Raw genomic sequence first — 17,624 nt, 5'->3', positions numbered from 1 at the left:
CGCTTACTTTGATTAAGGCAAGAGTGACACGAATTTCACCAGCTTAACAAGCCGCGTAGCTATTTTTTCAATGGGAGTGTCGGAACAGACAAGAGGGAGGATTTCCCCCACAACATCGCTCCAGTTCCCACAAAAGTGGCTGGGGCGATGCGGAGGATTAAGTGGCGAACCGAGGCTAACGTTTGGTAAACGCGATGACAAACAGCTCATCCAGCCCTGGGTAGATATCCTGGATCACCTGCTTGAGTTCGCTGAGCGTCATATTCTCCTGCTGCGCATGTTCATGCGTTAGCTCATCCAGGCGCACCGGCGTTACCGACTTTACCTCGATATAACAGAAAAATACGCCGTCTTCGTTGCGGCTGACACGCAGCACCTCATTCGGCTGGAAATGAGCTTCGCTGGCATCCCGAATGGTGATGGTTTTGCGCCCGGCCAGAATATCTTGCTCAAAACGGCTGAAGAAGGTTATCTCACGGGACATACTGGATCCTTGGTTATGGTCATGTTGCTGTATCACTGCTTAGGCGGCCTGCTGCTCTTCTGACGCAGCGCCTTCTTCCGGGGCGGCGGCAGGTTTCTCACCTTTGGCTTTAGCGGGCTTTTTGGCTACTTCTTGCGGGGCACCACCACGCAGGATCTGCGCCAGCACATCTTTGTGTTCCGCCAGGAAGAAGCTCAACCCTTCACGCTGTTCTTCTTCCAGCGTGACTGGCGCTTGCTGCAACCATTCACCGAGGCTATCGGCCAGATCCAACATTTTGTCGTAGGCATCGGCTTCTTTCTTATTTGCGAAAGTCATTTTTTCCTCACCGTTTCTCACTACTACATATTTCACTTCAACAGCCATGAGCATCTTCCTCAAAGGTTATGATACTGTATTTTTATACAGTATAGAGTGATTTCGGGCAGGGCTGCAAGCGCCCTGCCGTTTATTATTTCAACAGCCGCACTTTGCAGCTCTTGCCTTTGATCTTACCTTGCTGAAGCTGTTGCAGTGCCTTACGGGCACTGGCCTTACGGATAGCCACATAGGCATGCACAGGGAACATGTCGATCTTGCCGACTTCTGCCGCCGTTAGCCCGGCATCACCGGTCAATGCCCCCAGAATATCGCCAGGGCGAATTTTAGCCTTACGGCCGCCGTCAATGCACAGGGTGACCATTTCCGCTTCCAGCGGCGTGTTAGGCGCCCCGCTCAGCTCAGACACGGGTGACCATTTTGCGCGCATGGACAGATACTCTTCGAGAGCATGGACTCGCACCATTTCCTGCGGCGTACACAAGCTGATCGCCAGCCCGCTCAGACCGGCACGACCAGTACGGCCAATGCGGTGGACGTGAACCTCAGGGTCAAACGACAGTTCGTAGTTGACCACCAGTTCCAATTCTTTGATATCCAGGCCACGCGCGGCCACGTCGGTCGCTACCAGTACACGGCAGCTGCGGTTGGCAAAGCGAACCAGCACCTGGTCACGATCGCGTTGTTCGAGATCGCCATGCAGCGCCATACAACTGATACCACGGGCTTCCAGCGCTTCATACACGCTCTGGCAATCACGCTTGGTGTTACAGAACACCACGCAGGACGCTGGCTGATAATGGCGGATGGCGCTCACCAGCACCGCAGGACGCTGATCGCGAGTGGTTTCATAGAAACGTTGTTCGATAGAGGCTTGCTCATCGCCATCTTCGACCTCCACATTCAGTGGCTGGCGTTGCACACGGGCGCTAATACGTTCAATGCCCGCCGGATAGGTGGCGGAAAACAGCAGGGTCTGGCGCTGTGGCGGCGTGTAGCTGATCACATCATCGATATCATCGGCAAAGCCCATGTCCAACATGCGGTCGGCCTCATCCAGCACCAACACGGTCATCTCGTCCAGCACCAGGGTTTTCTTGCGCAGATGCTCCTGCACACGGCCCGGTGTACCCACCACAATGTGCGGCGCATGCACCAGGGAGTCGAGTTGTGGCCCCACCGGCTGGCCACCACACAGGGTCAGTATCTTGATGTTCTGGGTAAAGCGGGCCAGGCGACGCAGCTCTTTGCTCACCTGGTCGGCCAGCTCACGCGTCGGGCACAGAATAAGCGCCTGGGTTGCCACTTTGGCAACGTTGATTTTATCCAGCAGGCCGATGCCAAATGCCGCCGTCTTACCGCTACCGGTTTTCGCTTTGGCACGTACGTCCTGCCCGTTCAGGATGGCAGGCAGTGCTGCGGCCTGTACCGGCGTCATTTCGGCATACCCCAGTTCGTTGAGGTTGGCCAACTGTTCAGCTGGCAGCGGCAGGGAAGAAAAAGAAACTGTGCTCACGGCAATAACTCTTATATAGCAAGTGGAAAGGCGGCGCTGCGCTTGGCTGGCACCGGATCAGGCGCAGATGATAACAGAGTTGGTGGGGTTTCCGGATTTCAGCGTTAAAAAAAGCGGTTAATATGCACCGCTGGTCGTACGCAATCGTTTTCGTATATACTGCGCGCTCAGTGTCAGACCCGTGAATTCATTCAGATCCAGGTATCAGACTATGTTAACTATTGGAACCGCCCTGCGTCCTGCCGCCACCCGCGTTATGCTACTCGGCTCAGGCGAGCTGGGCAAAGAAGTGGCCATCGAATGCCAGCGTTTAGGCTTGGAAGTGATTGCCGTTGACCGTTATGCCGATGCCCCAGCCATGCATGTGGCACACCGTAGCCACGTCATCAATATGCTGGATGGTGCGGCGCTCAAAGCGTTGATCGAACAGGAACGCCCCGATTTTATCGTGCCGGAAATAGAGGCTATTGCCACCAGCATGCTGGTTGAGTTGGAGCAACAGGGCCATCACGTCGTCCCCTGTGCCGAAGCCACACGTCTGACCATGAACCGTGAAGGTATTCGCCGTCTGGCCGCTGAAACGCTGGAGCTGCCCACCTCCAGCTACCGCTTTGCCGATAACGAGCAAAGCTTCCGCCAAGCGGTGGCCGAAATCGGTTACCCGTGCATCGTCAAGCCAGTGATGAGCTCATCCGGCAAAGGGCAAAGCCTGATCCGTGAAGAGCAGCAACTGGGCGCCGCCTGGGATTACGCACAGCTTGGTGGCCGCGCTGGCGGAGGCCGGGTCATTGTTGAAGGTCTGGTCAAGTTTGATTTCGAGATCACTCTGCTGACCATCAACGCCGTCGATGGCGTACATTTCTGTGAGCCGATCGGCCACCGTCAGGAAGATGGAGATTACCGCGAGTCCTGGCAACCGCAACGGATGTCAGAGCTGGCATTAAGCCGTGCTCAGGCGATCGCCGCAAAAGTGGTTAACGCACTGGGTGGATTTGGCCTGTTCGGCGTTGAGCTGTTCGTCTGCGGTGATGAGGTGATTTTCAGCGAGGTCTCCCCACGCCCGCACGACACCGGCATGGTCACGCTGATTTCGCAGGATCTGTCAGAGTTTGCGCTGCATGTGCGCGCTTTCCTTGGGCTGCCGATTAACGCGATACGCCAGTTCGGGCCGGCCGCCTCTGCGGTGATCCTGCCAGAACTAAGCAGCGACAACGTGCGTTTCAGCGGGTTGGAGACGGCACTAAGTGGTTATAATCAGGTGCGGCTATTCGGTAAACCGAACATCGAGGGCAAACGCCGGATGGGCGTTGCACTGGCCGTTGCACCAGAAGTAGGGCAAGCTGTAGAGCTGGCCAAACAGGCCGCTGCTGCGGTGGCAGTGCAAGGGTAAAGCGGTTGGGGGTTCGGGGATACCGGCCCCCGCTAACGTCAGTAGTTTTCGTCGTGTTCGCTGTCTTCGTCCAGATATTCGGTCGGTTCTTCCTGCTGCTGTTCTTCTTCATCGTCGAACATCACGCTAACCTGATCGCCCTGATGTTTTTCGCGGATTTCCTGCGCCACAGTGGCGATGGCCTCTCCGCTGCTCATGCCCTGCCCCATCAGCAGATGGATACGTTCAGCAGCTTCCTGCTGTTCTTGATGACTCAGTGACGGCATACCTGCAAGCATGTCTTTCTCCCCGGTAAAATAGGCGTGAATTATACGCGCTAACGCCGCGGATCCCTACACCTGTTATTCGCTGGCCCGCAAGGGAGAGGCATTCTCACTGCGCCACTGTTTTAAGCGATGCAGCCACAACATCACATGCCATGTCTGCTTGATCCCCCGCATATTGTCGATCATCATCCGCTGAATGCCACGCCGGGAGAAATCTTCAGCGATCTGTTGTTGCGCCTGCAGTTCGGGCTCACGGCGAATACTATGGCAAATCCCCAGCGCCTCACGCGCGATTTGCCAGTGGAAGGCAGCGCAAATCGGAATCTTGCTGCTGTAACGCTGATTCAGTGCCACCAGCATCTCGACGATTTTCATATAGTGGCGCTGATACTCGACGTTCGCCTGCCCGATACGGCGACGGTTGCTGATCGAGCGATCGTGTACCCGTTGGCGATATAGCGGTTTGCTCAGGTATTTAACTCGTTGAGCATTGAACATCACCTCGGTGGTCCATGGGATATCCTGGTGGTGTAAACCAGGTTCGAAATAGAGTTGGTGCTGCTTGATAAAATCCAGGCGATACACGGCTAACCACACCACATGAATAAAGCGTCTTGATTTCAACGCTTTTTCCAACCACTGTACGCCAGAAATAACCGCCGTATCTTTCAGGCGCGTAGCAGGAATAATGTGTTGCAAATCACCATTGCTTGCAAAATAGCGTTCGCCGTTACATTGCATCACGTCTAATTGATGTTCTTCGGCTACTGTAAGCAGCGTTGAATACATTTTCGGATCCAATAAATCATCGGCATCGGGGAAGGCGACATATTTACCACGGGCCACGGCCAGCCCGGCATTGCGAGCATTGGAGACCCCTGAGTTGGGCTGATCGATGACCTTGATATGTGGATGCTGCGCGGCGTAGCGGTGCGCGATCTCTCCTGAGCCGTCGGTGGAACCATCGTTAACAATGATCACCTCCAACTGCTGCTCATGTTGCGCCAGCAATGAATTCAAGAAAGGAATAAATAGCTCCCCAACATTGTGCAAAGGAACAATAACGCTTAATTTTAATGACATTGCTGCCCTCACCTGCGGGGTAATTAGAATAATTATCGGGTAAAACAAGATACATTTATTATTTTACTTATTAAAATATTCACTGAGTAAATTTCTTTCGGCGAATATATAATGGCATTTTACATTTTATATAATGGCAGACGTGGCAAAAAATGCTCCATTTACGCTTGGTTTACTTTTCATCCGGCTAATCTGTAAGCAGCACCCTATGGCGTAATGTGGCAGAATGGCTGCCAACACCGCTGTTTACGTGAATCAGGTTGATTGAACCCTATGAATGCCACCGCCCCAAATCTCAAATCATTACCCTATACGCGCGAAGCCGTATTAACGCTGTTCGCTCCATTGGCACAGCAACCTTGGGCTATGCTGCTGCATTCAGGCTTTGCCGAGCACCCGCATAACCGGTTTGATATTCTGGTGGCAGAACCTCGCACCACGCTGACGACTTGCGGTGCCAGCACTGAGATCCAACAGGGAGAGACTCGCAGTAACTCACCTGAAGATCCCTTTGTGCTGTTACAGCAACAGCTAGATGCTCTCAACCTGCATCCGCCACTGAACGGCGAACTTCCCTTTCAAGGGGGAGCGCTAGGGCTATTTGGCTATGACTTGGGACGACGTATCGAAGCGTTGCCGCAGTTGGCACAGGCCGATATCAAGCTGCCGGATATGGCAGTGGGCATTTATGACTGGGCACTGATCGCCGATCATCATCAGCAAAAACTGACGCTGCTCAGCTATGGGGATGTAGAACAGCGCTGGCAATGGCTTAACCAACAGCGGGTTGTGCCACAGCCCCCCTTCGCCCTGACAGGCAACTGGCAGGCCAACATGACGCGCCAACAATATGGCGAGAAATTCCGGCGTATCCAGGACTATCTGCGCAGTGGCGATTGCTATCAGATCAATTTGGCTCAGCGTTTTTCCGCCCCTTATCAAGGGGACGAATGGCAGGCATTCCAGCAGTTAAGCGCCAGCAACCGTGCGCCGTTCTCCGCGTTCCTGCGCCTGCCCGCCAACGCGGTGTTGAGCGTTTCACCAGAACGTTTCCTGTGGTTGGCCGATCGGCAGATCCAGACCAGGCCCATCAAAGGTACGCTACCCCGCCTTGCCGATGCCGCGCTGGATGCAGAACAGGCGCAAAAGTTGGCCAATTCCCCCAAGGACCGGGCCGAAAATCTGATGATTGTCGATCTGCTGCGTAATGACATTGGCCGTGTAGCAGAGCCTGGCAGCGTGAGGGTACCGGAACTGTTCGTGGTTGAGCCATTCCCGGCGGTCCATCATCTGGTCAGTACCATTACTGCCACCCTGCCCGCTAACCGCTCGGCTAGCGAGCTGTTGCGCGCCTGTTTTCCCGGCGGATCGATTACCGGCGCGCCCAAAGTGCGGGCAATGGAAATCATCGAGGAACTGGAGCCGCAGCGCCGTAATGCCTATTGCGGTAGCATTGGCTATCTCAGCGTTTGCGGTACCATGGACACCAATATCACCATCCGCACCCTGATTGCCGAAAACGGGCGCATCAACTGTTCTGCCGGTGGTGGCATCGTTGCCGATAGTCAGGAACAGGCGGAGTATCAGGAAACCTTTGATAAAGTAGGCCGTATCTTGCCACAGCTGGGGGAGTTTACCGTTTCGTGAGCCATCAGGACTATCCGGCCTCATTGGCCGATTTTATCAGCCGCTTTCAGTTGCAGCAGCCGCAGGCGATGCAGATCTCTCACAATTCGCGCCCAGCCGCCGTGCTGATCCCGATCGTTTGTCGGCCAGAACCGAGCCTGCTGCTCACCCGCCGCGCCGATTCACTGCGTAAACACGCAGGTCAAGTGGCCTTCCCCGGCGGTAAAACCGATGCTGAAGACGGTTCCCCCATCATTACCGCACTGCGTGAAGCGCAGGAAGAAGTAGCGATCCCGCCGCAGCGGGTGCATATCCTCGGCCAGTTGGCCCCGCTCGACAGCAGCACCGGTTTTCAGGTGACGCCGGTGGTGGGCCTGATCCCGGCAGATGTCGCGTTTCATGCCAACGAAGATGAGGTCGCCGAGGTGTTCGAAATCCCGCTGCACGAAGCACTGCGGCTCTCACGCTATTATCCGCTGGATATTCATCGCGGTGGTCACGCACATCGAGTCTATCTTTCCTGGTATCAGAGCCAGTTCGTTTGGGGCCTGACGGCCGCGATTATTCGCCGCCTGGCACAGCAAGTCAGCATTTGAACTCGGCATTTTTTGCGACATACGTCACGTTAAAGCCGGGATTACCTGTCGTTTTGAGTATAAAGCGATCGCTATCACTCCAGCAGCCTGTTTTATCAACTACCGTTACCGCTATCGATGTTTTAAAAAAACTGTAAACTCTCTCTTCAACCTTACGAAATACCTGTAAAATAGCCACGACCGGAATAAACCACTAATATTATAAGGATTACCCCGGTCGCGTTTTAAGGCGTTAACAGCAATACCAAGGATTACTTTATTTCATGCGAAAAGGGCCGCAAAACCCGTACGGCCCTTTTACACTATCGCCGTTCCCTGCACGGTTTTTAACCGCAGCAGCCATAACAATATGCCTCTTTAAGGAGTTTTAGCGTGATTAGCGTTTTCGACATGTTTAAGATCGGCATCGGCCCGTCCAGCTCTCATACGGTTGGACCGATGAAAGCCGGCAAACAGTTTGTCGACGATCTGGTAAACGAAGGCTTGATGCCTTCCGTCACGCGTGTTGCCGTCGATGTTTACGGCTCACTCTCATTGACCGGTAAAGGTCACCATACCGATATCGCCATCATTCTCGGCCTGGCGGGCAATATGCCTGATACCGTCGATATCGATGGTATCCCGGGCTTTATTCGCGATGTTGAGCAACGTCAACGCCTGATGCTGGCCAGTGGCCTGCACGAAGTCGATTTCCCCCGCGACGGCGGCATGGTATTCCGTAGCGACAATATGCCGCTGCACGAAAACGCCATGCAGATCCATGCCTTCGCTGGCGACAAACAGATTTACAGCAAAACCTATTACTCTATCGGTGGTGGGTTTATCGTTGACGAAGAACATTTCGGCAAAGCCGAAAGTAACGAAATCTCGGTTCCCTATCCGTTCCACTCGGCAAGCGAAATGTTGGCTCACTGCCATGCCACCGGCCTGTCTCTCTCAGGGATGGTCATGCAAAACGAACTGGCATTGCATAGCAAGCAGGAGATCGAAGCCTATTTCGGCAACGTTTGGCAAACCATGCGCGCCTGTATCGATCGCGGCCTGAACACCGAAGGCGTACTGCCTGGCCCGCTGCGGGTTCCGCGCCGTGCCTCAGCCCTGCGCCGCTTGCTGGTTTCCTCAGACAAACTGTCCAGTGACCCAATGAACGTGATCGACTGGGTCAACATGTTTGCGCTGGCGGTGAACGAAGAGAACGCCGCCGGTGGCCGCGTGGTGACTGCCCCAACCAATGGAGCCTGCGGGATCGTCCCAGCGGTGCTGGCTTACTACGATCATTTTATCGAATCCGTCAGCCCGGAAACCTATGTCCGCTACTTTATGGCGTCCGGTGCCATTGGCACGCTGTATAAAATGAACGCCTCGATTTCCGGTGCCGAAGTGGGCTGCCAGGGCGAAGTCGGCGTGGCCTGTTCGATGGCCGCTGCAGGCCTGGCCGAGTTGCTTGGCGGCAGCCCTGAGCAGGTTTGCATCGCCGCCGAAATCGGCATGGAGCATAATCTGGGCTTGACCTGCGATCCCGTTGCAGGCCAGGTACAGGTTCCTTGCATCGAACGCAACGCCATTGCCTCAGTGAAGGCGATCAACTCGGCGCGGATGGCACTGCGCCGCACCAGCGAGCCACGCGTGTCGCTGGATAAGGTGATCGAGACCATGTATGAAACCGGTAAAGACATGAACGCCAAGTATCGTGAGACCTCCCGTGGCGGTCTGGCGATCAAGGTTCAGTGTGACTGATTAAGACCGTCCCCCTCGTCATCACCGGCGAGGGGGAACGGCTTACGAAACCTGAACTGGCTACGCAGCACGTAGGGGCACCACATGCTTCGCCTGCTTAGATAATCAATAGATTAACCAGAGGAACCCCTCTTCGCCCCGTACAAATTCAGCAATACCGCTAATCTGAGCGCCTTTTGCCCATCCGCCGGTTAACCCCCAAATCTCCCCTTTGATCGCGCGAATCGAAATAATTTGTTGAGTTACCATCAATTTTCCATGCGAACAGGCTAGAATTAGCCAAGCATAGTATTACTGAAATTACGCCTGGAAGTGGCGTCAGGCAGCTAGACTGAACAAGGACTTACCGGATGTTGATGACCCAACTTGCCGCATCGAAATACCGCTATTACCGTTGGCTTCTCGCCGGCGCGGTTGGGTTGGCTATTTTGTTGATTTCGCTGTATACCCGCTACTATCAGGAAGTCCGTAATACCGAGCAGAACCAGCGCGTCCTGGCCAGCCGGGTGATCAGCAAACTCAATACGTTGCTGCTGCCCGCAGAACAACAGGCACTCAGCACCATGACGCTTGTCGGGCAACCCTGCGACTCGGTGATATCGACGCTACGCTTTCGTGCCGCACAGAATCAGGCACTGCGCTCGTTGCTGCTGGTCAAGGACGGCAAGATTTATTGCTCCAGCCTGTTTGGCGAACGCCACTATGTGTTTACCACCCTTTTCCCGACCATGACCAAAGGCGGCATGCAACTGGCACTGCGCCCTTCCATCATGGTAGCAAAAGGAACGCCAACGCTGGTGCTATGGACTCCGTTGCCCGATCAGAGCACCAGCGGAGTGTTGCACGTTTTCAATATCGATCTGTTGTCCAACTTCCTGCTGGAACCGCAAGAGCCTTATGCTCACCGGGTAGCCCTGAACGTGGGGGCCTATAGACTGGAATATGGTCAACAGGAAATTACACTGAGCGATAGCAAAGCCGAAGACCTGCAATACACCGCCAAATCTGCCAAGTATCCTTTTTCCATCTCCCTGTTTGGCCCCGATGCCCGTTCTCTGGCGCTGGCCGCGTTACCCCGCCATATTCCTCTGGCGCTGATGCTGAGCCTGCTGGCGGCCTACGTGGTCTATCTGATCACCGCCAACCGCATGAGCCTGTCTTACCATATTGGCCACGCCATTGCGCATCGAGAATTTCGCGTTTATTGCCAGCCGATTATCAACAGCGATAATGGGCGCTGTGTCGGTGTTGAAACCTTGATGCGCTGGAAGAACAAGCGACAAGGCTGGATTTCGCCAGACGTGTTTATCCCGCTGGCCGAACAGCACGCCCTGATCATTCCCCTAACGCGTTATCTGATGACCACGGTGGTAGAAAACCTCAACCTGTTCCCTCCTCGCCCCTCTTTCTATATCAGCATCAACGTCGCAGCCGAGCATTTCAATACCGTCAGCATTATTGATGACATCCGCAGGATCTGGCTGCCCGCCCATCCGATGCCTTCATTGATGCTGGAGCTGACGGAGCGAACCGCCCTGTCGGAGATTCAGTATGAGCAGATTAAAACGCTCAAAGAAATGGGCATCATGCTGGCGATAGACGACTTTGGCACCGGCCACAGCTCGCTCAGTTACCTGAAAAAACTCAGCCCGGACGTGTTGAAGATCGATCGTGGCTTTACCGCCGCCATTGGCACCGACGCGGTCAATGCCACCGTGACCGACACCATCATTACGTTGGCACAGCGCCTGAAATTAAAACTGGTGGCCGAAGGGGTTGAGACTGAGGAACAGGCGGAGTATCTGCGCTCGCAGGGTGTAAATGCCTTACAGGGGTATTATTTTGCCAAGCCGATGCCGATCAACGTGTTTCCACTGTGGCTGCAACAGTATGAAACCCGCCAACGCGTGCTGCATCAACAGCCGAAAACAAAAAAAACCCGAGAGAATTGCTCTAATCACCGTACCCCCTCACCCTAACCCTCTCCCACAGGGAGAGGGAACGGATCGAGTTAGCCTGAAAGTACAGTATTCAGCATGAGCTTTGACTGACTCACTTTGGATGAAGGAATGGCCGAGGTTGCTGAGATTATCTCCTCTCGCCCAACAGAGCTGGGGCTATCAGCTCCCTCTCCCTGTGGGAGAGGGTTGGGGTGAGGGGAAGACCACTTACTCGTCTTGCTCGTGCAGCGGTTTCACCTTGGTGATACTGACCAGCTCGATGCGATAATCCGAGATCTCAAGGATTTCAAAGCGCAGATCGTGAAGTTCGACTACGTCGCCTACCGTTGGCATCTGGCCCGAGTGAGAGAGCAGGAAGCCCGCCAGCGAGGCGTAATCCTCGGTGGGGCTAACCAGATGGTCACAGTCCAACGCCTGCTCCAACGAGTGGAGATCCGCCCCGCCTTTCACCAGCCAGCGGTCGCCATCCTCGATAATATCCGGCGTTTCATCTTCGTCCGGGAACTCACCGGCAATCGCTTCCAGCACGTCTAATGGCGTGACCAGCCCCTGCACCACGCCAAACTCATTGGTCACCATCACCAGACGGCCCTTGGCCCGGCGCAATACCGCCAGCAGCTTGATCACGTCCATGGTTTCCGGCACCACGATCGGTGGAGTACGCGCAGCAAACTCGGCGATATCCACGCCCTGATCCAACGCGACCAGCAGATCCTTGGCACGCACCACGCCGATAAACTCGTCCAACTCATAGCGGCAAACCGGGAACAGGCTATGCGGGGTATCCAGCAACTGTTCGCGCACCTCATCACGGGAACGTTCACAATCCACCCATGAAATCTCGGTGCGAGGCGTCATTACGCTGCGCAAGGTACGGGAAGCCAACGTCAGCACACCGCTGATCATGTAGCGTTCCTCCTGCGCAAAGGTTTCTTTCACCTTACGCAGGCTGTCTTCATCCACCTGCTGCTGGGTACGCTGTTGCCCCATCAGGCGCATAATCGCTTCAGCCGTGCGTTCGCGCATCGGGCGGCGAGATTCGTGCTTGATGAAGTTGCGCCGTGCAATCTGGTTAAACATCTCAATGAGGATCGAGAAGCCAATCGCCGCATACAGATAGCCTTTCGGTATGTGCACGCCAAAGCCTTCGGCAATCAAGCTCAGGCCGATCATCAGCAGGAAGCTCAAACAGAGCACCACGATGGTCGGATGGGCGTTCACGAAGTTGGTCAAAGGTTTCGAGGCCAGCAACATCACCGCCATCGCAATCACTACCGCAGCCATCATGACCGGCAGATCGTTGACCATCCCCACCGCCGTGATCACCGCGTCAAGCGAGAACACCGCATCAAGGATGACAATCTGCACCACCACCGCCCAGAATTTGGCGTAGCCACGGTTGGCACCTTCCTGATGGGTACTGCCCTCCAGCCGTTCATGCAACTCCATCGTGGCTTTGAACAACAGGAATACCCCACCAAACAGCAGGATCAGATCGCGGCCAGAGAAAGCGAATTCCCCCACGCTGAACAACGGTTTGGTCAGCGTCACCATCCAAGAAATCACCGACAGCAATCCAAGACGCATCACCAAGGCTAATGAAAGACCGATAATGCGCGCTTTATCACGCTGCTTGGGCGGCAGTTTGTCGGCAAGAATGGCGATGAATACCAGGTTGTCGATACCCAGCACGATTTCCAAGACCACCAGGGTCAATAACCCGGCCCAAATCGAGGGGTCCATTAATATTTCCATATCAGACTCCAGAAGAAAGACAGGTTGGCAGAGCGGCGCTCAGACGTAGGGAGGCAAACGCAGATGTGGCGTTGGCGATGACAGAGAGAAAACGGGATGGCACTAACAGGAAGCAGCCATAAGGCCGAGCGAACGTTATTGCACCAGCAGGTGGTGGGTGAAACCTTGTAAAACAGTAACTTCGGTGACAGTCCATAGGGAGGGCTGAGGCCCTTCACTCCTTGGTTATGAAAGAAGAATGCACTCTAGCAGGAAATTTTTCGCCAGAAAAGTGGCTTCGTTCAGTTTACGTCTCATTTTGTAACAGCTTTGCTGTTTAATTCCGCAAACTAACTATTCGGCTTAATCGATCCACTAATAGCAGAGCAATGTCACAAAATTTATTTTTTCACGCACTAAAATAAATGGCGTTAACGGGAATTAACGGCCACAGGTTTTTGAAACTGCGTGATAAATGTTAAGTGTGAGTTTCTTTTTTTCTACCATAATGTATTTGAACCAACGTATCTGAACCGCGGAAGTGACTGCCAGGATGGTGATGAGTCAAGACACGATCCGTGCCTTAAGTTCAACGAGGAGGTAGCGAGTGGCAATAGCTATTATCATCGGCACACACGGGACTGCAGCGGAACAACTGCTGAAAACAGCAGAAATGCTATTAGGTGAGCAAGCCAACGTCGCCTACATAGATTTCGTTCCCGGTGAGAATGCTGAAACGTTAATTGAGAAATACAATGGGAGAATCAGTGAACTCGATACCAGCGATGGCGTCCTGTTTCTGGTTGATACCTGGGGCGGCAGCCCGTTTAACGCGGCCAGCCGTATCGCAGTAGACAAACCACACTATGAGGTTATCACCGGGGTTAACATTCCCATGCTGGTGGAAACATTCATGGCTCGTGATGACAACCCAAGCTTTGACGAACTGGTCGCGCTGGCGTTGGAAACCGGCCGTGAGGGCGTGAAAGCGCTGAAGAAACCGGTGGAAGAGAGTGTTAAGCCCGTCGCGCCACAAAGTGCCCCTGCCCCAAAAGCCGCCGCGCCACAAGCGCCTCTCGGCCCCAATGACCATATGAAAATCTGCCTGGCACGTATCGACGACCGGTTGATCCACGGCCAGGTTGCTACCCGCTGGACCAAAGAGACCAACGTCAGCCGCATCATCGTAGTCAGTGATGAAGTGGCCGCCGACCACGTCCGTAAAACCTTGTTAACTCAGGTTGCCCCTCCAGGCGTTACCGCTCACGTTGTTGACGTGGCAAAGGCGATCCGCGTCTGGAACAACCCGAAATATGCGGGTGAGCGCGTGATGCTGCTATTCACCAACCCAACTGACGTTTGGCGTCTGGTGGAGGAAGGTGTGGATATCAAATCGGTGAATATCGGTGGTATGGCGTTCCGCCAGGGCAAAACCCAGGTGAATAACGCGGTGTCCGTCGATGAGAAAGACATCGAGGCGTTTAAGAAGTTAAACGAACGCGGGATTGAACTTGAAGTCCGTAAGGTCTCTTCCGACAGTCAGCTAAAAATGATGGACCTGATTAACAAACTCAATTAACGGCAACGTCGTTAATTTTTTACTCAGAGCTGTTTGGTCATATAGGAGAAGTGCAATGGAGATCACCACTCTTCAGATTGTACTGATATTTATCGTTGCCTGTATCGCCGGGATGGGTTCCGTCCTGGATGAGTTTCAATTCCACCGCCCGTTAGTGGCCTGTACGCTGATTGGCTTCGTTCTCGGTGACATCAAAACCGGTATCATCATCGGCGGTACGCTGGAAATGATCGCACTGGGTTGGATGAACATCGGGGCTGCGGTTGCGCCCGATGCGGCGTTAGCGTCGATTATTTCCACCATTCTGGTTATCGCCGGTGGGCAAAACATCGGTGCCGGTATTGCCCTGGCGATCCCGCTGGCAGCAGCAGGCCAGGTACTGACCATTATCGTGCGTACCATCACCGTGGCCTTCCAGCATGCGGCGGACAAAGCGGCAGAACGGGGTAACCTGAACGGTATTACCGTGATCCACATCGCGGCCCTGTTGGTACAGGCAATGCGTGTCGCTATTCCTGCGGTGATCGTTGCGGTCTCTGTCGGCACAGCTGGCGTCCACGCCCTGCTTAACTCAATTCCGGAAGTGGTCACAGGCGGTCTGAACATCGCCGGTGGCATGATCGTAGTAGTCGGTTACGCGATGGTCATCAACATGATGCGTGCCGGTTATCTGATGCCATTCTTCTACCTGGGCTTTGTTACCGCAGCCTTCACCAACTTTAACCTGGTCGCACTCGGTGTGATCGGCGTGGTGATGGCAGTGCTCTACATCCAGCTCAGCCCTAAATACAACAAGTCTCAGGTGGTTCAGGCCAACCCTGCCGGTGCCAACGACCTCGATAACGAATTGGACTAGGAATAGGTGAAAGAAATGGTTGATACAACGACTCAAAAGAAACTGACACCTGCCGATATTCGAGGCGTATTCGTACGCTCCAACCTGTTCCAGGGTTCATGGAACTTCGAACGTATGCAGGCGCTAGGTTTTTGCTTCTCCATGGTGCCGGTGATCCGTCGCCTGTACCCAGACAATAACGACGAACGCAAGCAGGCAATCAAACGCCATCTTGAGTTCTTCAATACGCAACCGTTCGTCGCAGCGCCAATCCTTGGCGTTACCATGGCGATGGAAGAACAGCGTGCCAACGGCGCACCGATCGACGATGCGGCCATCAACGGCATCAAAGTAGGTCTGATGGGGCCACTGGCCGGCGTAGGTGACCCGATATTCTGGGGTACCGTTCGCCCGGTATTTGCCGCATTGGGTGCGGGTATTGCCATGAGTGGCAGCCTGCTCGGCCCACTATTGTTCTTCGTGATGTTTAACCTGGTGCGCCTGTTGGTTCGTTACTACGGTGTCGCCTACGGCTATCGCAAAGGGGTCGATATCGTTAGCGATATGGGCGGTGGTTTCCTGCAAAAACTGACGGAAGGGGCGTCCATCCTCGGCCTGTTTGTCATGGGGGCCCTGGTTAACAAGTGGACGCACGTCAATATCCCGCTGGTGGTGTCGAAAATTACCGACCAAACCGGGCAAACCCACGTAACCACGGTACAAACCATCCTTGATCAGCTGATGCCTGGCTTGGTACCGCTGCTGCTGACCTTCGGTTGTATGTGGTTGCTGCGCCGGAAGGTCAACGCACTGTGGATCATCATCGGCTTCTTCGCCATCGGTATCTTCGGTTATTGGATTGGTCTGTTAGGTCTGTAATAGCAATTGATAGCCGGGGGGCAACCCCCGGTTTTTTTATTTATGGAGTGGTGAGATGTCGCTGACCGATGGCGTAATACTGATTTTTATTCTGCTGATGCTGGCGTATGCGCTGTATGACGAGTTCGGCATGAACCTGCTGAAAGGCAAAACGCTGTTAAAGGTGCAGCTCAAGCGGAGTAACCGTCTGGACTGCCTGATTTTCGTCGGTCTGATTGCTATTCTGCTCTACCGCAACCTGGTCGAGCAGGGAGCGCCGATAACCACCTACCTGCTAATTTCCCTGGCGTTGATTGCGGTATATATCTCCTATATCCGTTGGCCCAAGATGTTGTTTAAAGCCACCGGCTTCTTCTATGCAAATGCGTTTATTGACTATCGACGCATCAAATCCATGAATTTATCCGAAGATGGCATTCTGGTTATCGACTTAGAACAGCGTCGGTTATTAATCCAGGTTACGCACCTGGATGACCTGGAAAAAATCTATAATTTTTTCCTTGAAAATAAATGAGTTAAACAACCCCCGCTCCATACTGATTAATTGACAATAATTTTTTTGGGTAATTAATCAGCATGGCGGGTGTTTTTTCTGCTTATTATTTCCACACCTTTGATGCAACTATCGCCATTATTCCCCTCAATAAACACGCTAATGAAAATAAGTCTCAATTTCACCCAATACCCAGTGAAATTAAACGTTGTCCGCAGCAAAAATATTATGGTATGGTTGCGCCGTCATTGGGGAGTAGCCGGTTTCTGGGGGAGTCATAACCAGAAACGCCCGTATCAACATACTCGTTTCGTCAGCGAAACGTGGTGCGGGCAGCCAGGTAGGTTGGCGAGACCATAGGCACGTAACTCCGTCGTAAGGTTGGGGGTGGGTTACGTGTATATGGAGCCACCCGGCCGAGACTATTTCAATGAACCTTTCCGCAACTCTTATCCTGGCTTTTGGCATGTCTATGGACGCGTTTGCCGCGTCGATCGGCAAAGGTGCCACTCTGCATCAACCGCGTTTTCGCGAAGCTATCCGTACCGGTCTGATCTTTGGCATCATTGAAGCCATTACCCCGCTGATCGGCTGGGGCATCGGTCTGTTTGCCAGCCAATACATCATGGAATGGGATCACTGGGTCGCCTTTAGCCTGCTGTTTATCCTTGGCGCACGCATGATCGTTGAAGGGGTGAAAAACAAACCGGAAGAAGAGAAAGTCAATCGTCATGGTTTTTGGGTGCTGGTTGCTACGGCCATTGCCACCAGTCTGGATGCGATGGCAATCGGCGTAGGTCTGGCATTCCTGCAGGTTAATATCCTGCATACCGCGATGGCGATAGGTATGGCGACCATGATCATGGCCACGCTGGGGATGATGGTTGGCCGGTTTATCGGCCCGCTGCTGGGCAAGCGCGCGGAAATTCTTGGCGGCGTGGTGCTGATCGGGATTGGCTTTAATATCCTGCTGGAGCACTTGGGCTACCTGGCTTAATCTCTGGCGACGAAGCCTACTCCCTCACCCTCTCCCCAAGGAGAGGGAACCGATCGAGTTCGTTGATCTTTTTGCGTAATACCTCAACTTTCTTGCTTTTACACCCTAGTTTTCGAAGCTACTCTGGCCA

At 53.9% G+C, this 17,624-nt stretch carries 17 protein-coding genes and 1 riboswitch; of the genes, 10 read left to right on the top strand and 7 right to left on the bottom strand.

Going from position 1 to position 17,624, the window contains the following annotated elements:
* Window positions 1–175 precede the first annotated feature (175 nt).
* The 3 genes from yqfB to dbpA form a co-directional block, all read right to left on the bottom strand.
* A complete protein-coding gene (yqfB, locus tag ACKWMY_RS17450) occupies window positions 176–484 on the bottom strand; it encodes a N(4)-acetylcytidine aminohydrolase (protein ID WP_024530217.1) in 309 nt (102 codons plus the stop codon).
* A 39-nt stretch (window positions 485–523) separates the two neighbouring features.
* A complete protein-coding gene (locus ACKWMY_RS17445; RefSeq protein WP_024530216.1) occupies window positions 524–850 on the bottom strand; it encodes a YebG family protein in 327 nt (108 codons plus the stop codon).
* An 85-nt stretch (window positions 851–935) separates the two neighbouring features.
* Window positions 936–2,318, bottom strand: a complete 1,383-nt coding sequence (gene dbpA / locus ACKWMY_RS17440) for an ATP-dependent RNA helicase DbpA (protein WP_024530215.1) — start codon at window positions 2,316–2,318, stop codon at window positions 936–938.
* Window positions 2,319–2,529: 211 nt separating this feature from the next.
* Here dbpA and purT point away from each other — a divergent pair, with 211 nt between their 5' ends.
* Window positions 2,530–3,708 (top strand): formate-dependent phosphoribosylglycinamide formyltransferase, encoded by a 1,179-nt coding sequence (gene purT / locus ACKWMY_RS17435; protein ID WP_074028608.1) that lies wholly within the window; start codon window positions 2,530–2,532, stop codon window positions 3,706–3,708.
* Window positions 3,709–3,746: 38 nt separating this feature from the next.
* Here the strand turns inward: purT and ACKWMY_RS17430 are convergent, their stop codons facing one another.
* Together ACKWMY_RS17430 and ACKWMY_RS17425 are read right to left on the bottom strand one after the other, a co-directional pair.
* Window positions 3,747–3,986: a YoaH family protein gene (locus ACKWMY_RS17430; protein WP_199061672.1), complete on the bottom strand. Its 240-nt coding sequence runs from the start codon at window positions 3,984–3,986 to the stop codon at window positions 3,747–3,749.
* Between the two features lie 63 nt (window positions 3,987–4,049).
* On the bottom strand, window positions 4,050–5,057 hold the full coding sequence (locus ACKWMY_RS17425; RefSeq protein ID WP_409486689.1) for a glycosyltransferase: 1,008 nt from the start codon (window positions 5,055–5,057) through the stop codon (window positions 4,050–4,052).
* A 273-nt stretch (window positions 5,058–5,330) separates the two neighbouring features.
* Here ACKWMY_RS17425 and pabB point away from each other — a divergent pair, with 273 nt between their 5' ends.
* The 3 genes from pabB to sdaA all read left to right on the top strand — a co-directional run bounded on the left by pabB (window position 5,331) and on the right by sdaA (window position 9,016).
* Window positions 5,331–6,704, top strand: a complete 1,374-nt coding sequence (gene pabB / locus ACKWMY_RS17420) for an aminodeoxychorismate synthase component 1 (protein WP_074028605.1) — start codon at window positions 5,331–5,333, stop codon at window positions 6,702–6,704.
* Entirely contained in the window at window positions 6,701–7,279 is a 579-nt protein-coding gene (locus tag ACKWMY_RS17415; RefSeq protein WP_409486688.1) for a CoA pyrophosphatase, read from the top strand. Before pabB ends, ACKWMY_RS17415 begins: the two co-directional genes overlap by 4 nt.
* A gap of 372 nt (window positions 7,280–7,651) precedes the next feature.
* Window positions 7,652–9,016 (top strand): L-serine ammonia-lyase, encoded by a 1,365-nt coding sequence (gene sdaA, locus ACKWMY_RS17410; protein ID WP_024486973.1) that lies wholly within the window; start codon window positions 7,652–7,654, stop codon window positions 9,014–9,016.
* Window positions 9,017–9,121: 105 nt separating this feature from the next.
* Here the strand turns inward: sdaA and ACKWMY_RS17405 are convergent, their stop codons facing one another.
* Entirely contained in the window at window positions 9,122–9,265 is a 144-nt protein-coding gene (locus ACKWMY_RS17405; protein ID WP_161629502.1) for a hypothetical protein, read from the bottom strand.
* 101 nt (window positions 9,266–9,366) lie between these two features.
* Between ACKWMY_RS17405 and ACKWMY_RS17400 the strand changes: the two genes are divergently transcribed.
* The gene (locus ACKWMY_RS17400) at window positions 9,367–10,995 is read left to right on the top strand and encodes an EAL domain-containing protein (RefSeq protein ID WP_409486687.1); all 1,629 of its coding nucleotides are present in this window, start codon (window positions 9,367–9,369) and stop codon (window positions 10,993–10,995) included.
* Between the two features lie 189 nt (window positions 10,996–11,184).
* On the opposite strand, the gene ACKWMY_RS17395 is transcribed toward ACKWMY_RS17400, so the two are convergent.
* A complete protein-coding gene (locus ACKWMY_RS17395; protein ID WP_024531229.1) occupies window positions 11,185–12,732 on the bottom strand; it encodes a TerC family protein in 1,548 nt (515 codons plus the stop codon).
* Window positions 12,733–13,318: 586 nt separating this feature from the next.
* Between ACKWMY_RS17395 and manX the strand changes: the two genes are divergently transcribed.
* From manX to mntP, 5 genes are all read left to right on the top strand, one after another.
* The gene (gene manX, locus ACKWMY_RS17390) at window positions 13,319–14,290 is read left to right on the top strand and encodes a PTS mannose transporter subunit IIAB (RefSeq protein ID WP_074028595.1); all 972 of its coding nucleotides are present in this window, start codon (window positions 13,319–13,321) and stop codon (window positions 14,288–14,290) included.
* A gap of 55 nt (window positions 14,291–14,345) precedes the next feature.
* Complete coding sequence (locus tag ACKWMY_RS17385) at window positions 14,346–15,146, top strand: PTS mannose/fructose/sorbose transporter subunit IIC (protein ID WP_021181036.1); 801 nt, start codon at window positions 14,346–14,348, stop codon at window positions 15,144–15,146.
* Between the two features lie 15 nt (window positions 15,147–15,161).
* Window positions 15,162–16,004 (top strand): PTS mannose transporter subunit IID, encoded by an 843-nt coding sequence (locus tag ACKWMY_RS17380; RefSeq protein ID WP_024531227.1) that lies wholly within the window; start codon window positions 15,162–15,164, stop codon window positions 16,002–16,004.
* 55 nt (window positions 16,005–16,059) lie between these two features.
* Window positions 16,060–16,518, top strand: coding sequence for a DUF986 family protein (locus ACKWMY_RS17375; protein WP_261159995.1), 459 nt, complete (start codon window positions 16,060–16,062; stop codon window positions 16,516–16,518).
* A 217-nt stretch (window positions 16,519–16,735) separates the two neighbouring features.
* A riboswitch (yybP-ykoY riboswitch) is annotated at window positions 16,736–16,917 on the top strand.
* 10 nt (window positions 16,918–16,927) lie between these two features.
* Window positions 16,928–17,494, top strand: a complete 567-nt coding sequence (mntP, locus tag ACKWMY_RS17370; RefSeq protein WP_024487163.1) for a manganese efflux pump MntP — start codon at window positions 16,928–16,930, stop codon at window positions 17,492–17,494.
* The last annotated feature ends 130 nt before the right edge of the window (window positions 17,495–17,624 follow it).

It is taken from the genome of Serratia sp. J2, assembly GCF_046269175.1.
GTDB lineage: Bacteria > Pseudomonadota > Gammaproteobacteria > Enterobacterales > Enterobacteriaceae > Chania > Chania fonticola_C.
Note: the sequence above shows the minus strand (reverse complement) of the source record. Positions and strands in the feature narration are given on the sequence as shown.

What these genes read in the sequence shown, in the direction of transcription:
- yqfB (WP_024530217.1), bottom strand. Translation starts at nt 484, where the DNA reads ATGTCCCGTGAGATAACCTTCTTCAGCCGTTTTGAGCAAGATATTCTG.
- ACKWMY_RS17445 (WP_024530216.1), bottom strand. Translation starts at nt 850, where the DNA reads ATGGCTGTTGAAGTGAAATATGTAGTAGTGAGAAACGGTGAGGAAAAA.
- purT (WP_074028608.1), top strand. Translation starts at nt 2,530, where the DNA reads ATGTTAACTATTGGAACCGCCCTGCGTCCTGCCGCCACCCGCGTTATG.
- ACKWMY_RS17430 (WP_199061672.1), bottom strand. Translation starts at nt 3,986, where the DNA reads ATGCTTGCAGGTATGCCGTCACTGAGTCATCAAGAACAGCAGGAAGCT.
- ACKWMY_RS17425 (WP_409486689.1), bottom strand. Translation starts at nt 5,057, where the DNA reads ATGTCATTAAAATTAAGCGTTATTGTTCCTTTGCACAATGTTGGGGAG.
- pabB (WP_074028605.1), top strand. Translation starts at nt 5,331, where the DNA reads ATGAATGCCACCGCCCCAAATCTCAAATCATTACCCTATACGCGCGAA.
- ACKWMY_RS17405 (WP_161629502.1), bottom strand. Translation starts at nt 9,265, where the DNA reads ATGGTAACTCAACAAATTATTTCGATTCGCGCGATCAAAGGGGAGATT.
- ACKWMY_RS17400 (WP_409486687.1), top strand. Translation starts at nt 9,367, where the DNA reads ATGTTGATGACCCAACTTGCCGCATCGAAATACCGCTATTACCGTTGG.
- ACKWMY_RS17395 (WP_024531229.1), bottom strand. Translation starts at nt 12,732, where the DNA reads ATGGAAATATTAATGGACCCCTCGATTTGGGCCGGGTTATTGACCCTG.
- ACKWMY_RS17385 (WP_021181036.1), top strand. Translation starts at nt 14,346, where the DNA reads ATGGAGATCACCACTCTTCAGATTGTACTGATATTTATCGTTGCCTGT.
- ACKWMY_RS17380 (WP_024531227.1), top strand. Translation starts at nt 15,162, where the DNA reads ATGGTTGATACAACGACTCAAAAGAAACTGACACCTGCCGATATTCGA.
- ACKWMY_RS17375 (WP_261159995.1), top strand. Translation starts at nt 16,060, where the DNA reads ATGTCGCTGACCGATGGCGTAATACTGATTTTTATTCTGCTGATGCTG.
- mntP (WP_024487163.1), top strand. Translation starts at nt 16,928, where the DNA reads ATGAACCTTTCCGCAACTCTTATCCTGGCTTTTGGCATGTCTATGGAC.